This is a genomic window from Azospirillum griseum (genome assembly GCF_003966125.1).
GTDB classification, from domain to species: Bacteria; Pseudomonadota; Alphaproteobacteria; order Azospirillales; family Azospirillaceae; genus Azospirillum; species Azospirillum griseum.
Genome location: NZ_RXMA01000071.1, coordinates 1 through 4,157 on the forward strand (window position 1 = coordinate 1; position 4,157 = coordinate 4,157).

General features: G+C 67.9%; 2 protein-coding genes. One reads left to right on the plus strand and one right to left on the minus strand.

What is annotated here, in order from left to right; translation table 11 throughout:
- Positions 1–48: 48 nt before the first annotated feature.
- The gene (locus EJ903_RS25965) at positions 49–210 is read right to left on the minus strand and encodes a recombinase family protein (protein WP_246015998.1); all 162 of its coding nucleotides are present in this window, start codon (positions 208–210) and stop codon (positions 49–51) included.
- A gap of 272 nt (positions 211–482) precedes the next feature.
- Between EJ903_RS25965 and EJ903_RS25970 the strand changes: the two genes are divergently transcribed.
- Positions 483–4,157: beta strand repeat-containing protein (locus tag EJ903_RS25970; protein ID WP_126620768.1), on the plus strand; the 3,675-nt coding region annotated here is incomplete at its 3' end.

The following is a 4,157-nucleotide window of genomic DNA, read 5'->3' on the forward strand; positions in this document are numbered from 1 at the left end:
GCCATAACCCGAAACGACTTCCATCCAGAGTGGAACTACACAATCGCCTCAAGACCACAAAACACCGCACTTAATTTGGCGTAGTTCCTTGGCTCCGGATGCCTGATCCTGAAAGACCCGCTCGCAGTCCGCCTTGGCCAGAGCGTCGAGTTGCAGAGCCGGATCCTGATCGGCGGTCGAGACCCTGGCATAGCCGATGTTCGCCACCATCCGCTCCGTTTGTCCGGAAACCCGTCCGACAAACTACGTGTCCGGAAAGCCGTCGTCAACGTGGGTTTCCGGACAGTTTGGCGGCTGGCCGTCAAACGGCCGATTGGCGGACCCGCCATGGAGTCCTGCGGCATCGGCGTCAAGTGGCGGTCAATTTCCCCTTTCTCGGAATGCAGAAATGCTTGTCACATCCTTGAGTACAAAGATATGCAAGGTTATCGCGCCCTATTGCCGGGGCGACCGGGATCGACCAACTTAGGGGACGCCTTCCTATGGCCATCGTAACGGGGACCAGCAGCAACGATACGCTCACCGGCGGCCTCGGCGCCGACGAACTCTATGGTCTGGATGGCGACGACACCCTGACCGGCGGCCCGGCCTCCGACACCGAAGGCGACACGCTGCTTGGCGGCGCCGGCAACGACACCTACCTGATCGCCAACCCCCTCGACCAGATCGTCGAGGCGGCCGGCGAGGGGGTGGACGAGGTGCGCACCGACCTCGCCGCCTACACCCTCGGCGCCAATCTTGAACACCTCACCTACACCGGAGCGACCGCCTTCACCGGTACCGGCAACGATCTCGACAACCGCCTGACCGGCGGTAGCGGCGCCGACAGCCTATCGGGCGGAGCCGGCAACGACACGCTCGATGGCGGTTTCGGTGCCGATACGATGATCGGCGGCACCGGAGACGACACCTACATCGTTGATCATATCGGCGACGTGGTGAGCGAATTGGCCGGCGAAGGCAGCGACACCGTGCGTACCAGCCTCGCCAACTACACCCTGGGCGCCAACGTCGAGAATCTCGTCTACACCGGCACGGCGGCCTTTGCCGGCACCGGCAACGAGCTGGACAACCTGATCCAGGGCGGAGCCGGCAACGACACGCTGGCGGGTGGGCTTGGGCTCGACACCCTGGCCGGCGGGGCCGGCAACGATATCTACCTGATCGACGACGCGGCCGATCTCGTGATCGAGAACGCCGGCGAGGGCACCGACGAGGTGCGGACCGGCTTGGCGTCCTTCACCCTGGCGGCCAATGTCGAGACCCTCACCTACACCGGCAGCGGCTCCTTCGCCGGCACCGGCAACACCGGCAACAACAGCCTCACCGGCGGGGTCGGCGACGATGTCCTGACCGGCGATGCCGGCAACGATACGCTGAACGGTGGAGCCGGGACCGACACGCTGATCGGCGGCACCGGCAACGATACCTATATCGTGGACGACGCCGACGATGTCGTCACCGAACTGGCTGGTGAAGGCACCGACACGGTGCGAACCACCCTCGCCAGCTACACGCTGGGCGACAACGTCGAGAACCTTGCCTTCACCGGCAGCGGCGCCTTCACCGGGACCGGCAACGCCCTGAACAACAGCCTGGCCGGCGGCGGCGGCGCCGATGTGCTGACCGGGCTGGACGGCAATGACACGCTGAATGGCGGGGCCGGGGCCGACACGCTGATCGGCGGCACCGGCAACGATACCTACGTCATCGACAACGCCAGCGACGTCCTGGTGGAGTTGCCCGGCGAGGGCACCGATACGGTGCAGAGCTCGATCACCCACACGCTGCTCGCCGACTTCGAGAACCTCACCCTGACCGGCTCGGCCGCCATCGACGGCACCGGCAACGCGGCCAACAACGTGATCACCGGCAACAGCGGCGCCAACCTGCTGACCGGGCTGGACGGCGACGATACGCTGAACGGCGGGGCCGGGGCCGACACGTTGGTCGGCGGTAGCGGCAACGACCTCTACGTAGTCGACAATGCCGACGATATCGTCACCGAACTGGCCAGCGAGGACACCGACACCGTCAACGCCTCGGTGAGCTGGGTGCTGGGCGCCAACCTGGAAAACCTCACCCTGACCGGCTCGGCCGCGATCAACGCCACCGGCAACGAGCTGAACAATGTCCTGACCGGCAACGGCGGGGCCAACATCCTGGATGGCGGTCTGGGCGACGACAGCATGGCCAGCGGCGGCGGCAACGACGTCTACATCGTCGACAGTGCCGGCGACGTGGTGACCGAAGCCGCCAACCAGGGCTTCGACGAGGTGCGCACCGGCCTTGCCAGCTACAGTCTGGGCGCCAATGTCGAGGCGCTGACCTACACCGGCAGCGGCCCGTTTAGCGGCGCCGGCAACGCACTGGACAACCGTCTGGCCGGGGCCGGCGGCGACGACAGCCTGTCGGGCGGGGCGGGCAACGACACGCTGATCGGCGGCGGCGGGGCCGACACGCTGGATGGTGGCAGCGGCAGCGATACCGCCAGCTACGCCGGGGCCGCCGCCGGGGTGGTGGTCGACCTCGCGAGCGGCACCGGCACGGCGGGCGAAGCCACGGGCGACTTGCTGGTCGGGATCGAGAACCTGACCGGCTCGGCCTATGCCGACACGCTGGGCGGCGATGCCGGGGCCAACCGGCTGGACGGCGGGGCCGGCAACGACAGCCTGTCGGGGGGCGACGGCAATGACACGCTGGTCGGCGGCGCCGGGGCCGACACGCTGTCGGGCGGGGCCGGCACCGATCTGGCGAGCTATGCCGGCTCCGGCGCGGCGGTTGCGGTCGATCTGGCGGCGGGCAGCGGCAGCGCCGGCGATGCGGCGGGCGACGTGCTGTCGGGGGTCGAGAATTTGACCGGTGGCGCGGGCGACGACACGCTGCGCGGCGACGGCGGGGCCAACCGGCTGGACGGCGGCTCGGGCAACGACGTGCTGGAGGGCCGCGGCGGCAACGACACGCTGGTCGGCGGGGCGGGCAGCGACACCGCGGTCTACTCGGGCAACGTGCGGGATTACGTGGCGGCCAAGGTGGGGTCGGACTGGACGATCCAGGCGACCGCCTCGGGCGAGGGAACCGACACGTTGCAGGGGGTGGAGTGGGTACAGTTCGCCGACGCGCTGCTGCGGCTGGACGCCAACAACGCGCCGCTGGTGCCGGGCAATTTGAGCGCCTCCACCGACGAGGACGCGACGGCGGCGCTGAGCGTGGACCTGCTGCAGGGCGCCTTCGATTTCGAGGGCAGCCCGCTGTCGGTGACCGGCCTCAGCCAGACCGGCGGACCGGCGGCGACGGTGAGCGTGAACAACGGCATGCTGGGCCTCGACCCGGCGGAGTTCGGCTGGCTGGCGGCGGGACAGAGCGCGAGCCTGACCTTCGCCTACGGGGTGTCTGACGGGACGGATGCGACGGCGCGAACGCTGACGGTGACGGTGGCCGGGCGCAACGACGCGCCGGTAGTGGCCGGGCCGGTGACCGCCGCGACCGACGAGGACGCGGTTCCGCTGGTGGTGAATTTGCTGCAGGGGGCCAGCGACCCCGATCTGGCTGACACGCTGTCGGTGACCGGCTTCAGCCAGACCGGCGGGCGGACGGTGAGCTTCACCCGGACGGGCGGCACGCTGACGCTGAACCCGGCGCAGTTCAACGACCTCGCCGCCGGGCAAAGCGCCACGCTGACCTTCGGCTATGGCGTGACCGACGGCACCGCCACCACGGCGCAGACGCTCAGCGTCACCGTGCAGGGGAGGAACGACGCGCCGGTCGCGGGGGCGGAGCTTGTCAGCGTGCTTGCAGATGCTACAAGCGTTATCGCTGCCTCCGCTCTGTTGAGCAACGATGCCGACCCTGACCAAGGCGATACGCTATCAATTCTTAGCGCTGCCAATGCGAATCATGGAACCGTATCGCTCGACGCTCAAGGTAATGTCGTCTTTACAGCCGAGTCCGGCTATAGCGGCATTGCCGGTTTCGACTACACCATCAGCGATGGCAACGGTGGAACATCGACGGCGTCGGTGACGGTCAATGTTGCCCGTCAGGCAGCGACAGGTGGTCCAGCCCTGGTCGCCGGAACGACGCGCCAAGTGAACTTCAGCTACCCGAACGTCGACTTTCAAGGTTTCCCATCGACGGTGGAGTTGGCGGACGGCACT

Excerpts from the sequence above, each read along its gene's own strand:
- EJ903_RS25965 (WP_246015998.1), bottom strand. The coding sequence starts at position 210 with ATGGTGGCGAACATCGGCTATGCCAGGGTCTCGACCGCCGATCAGGAT.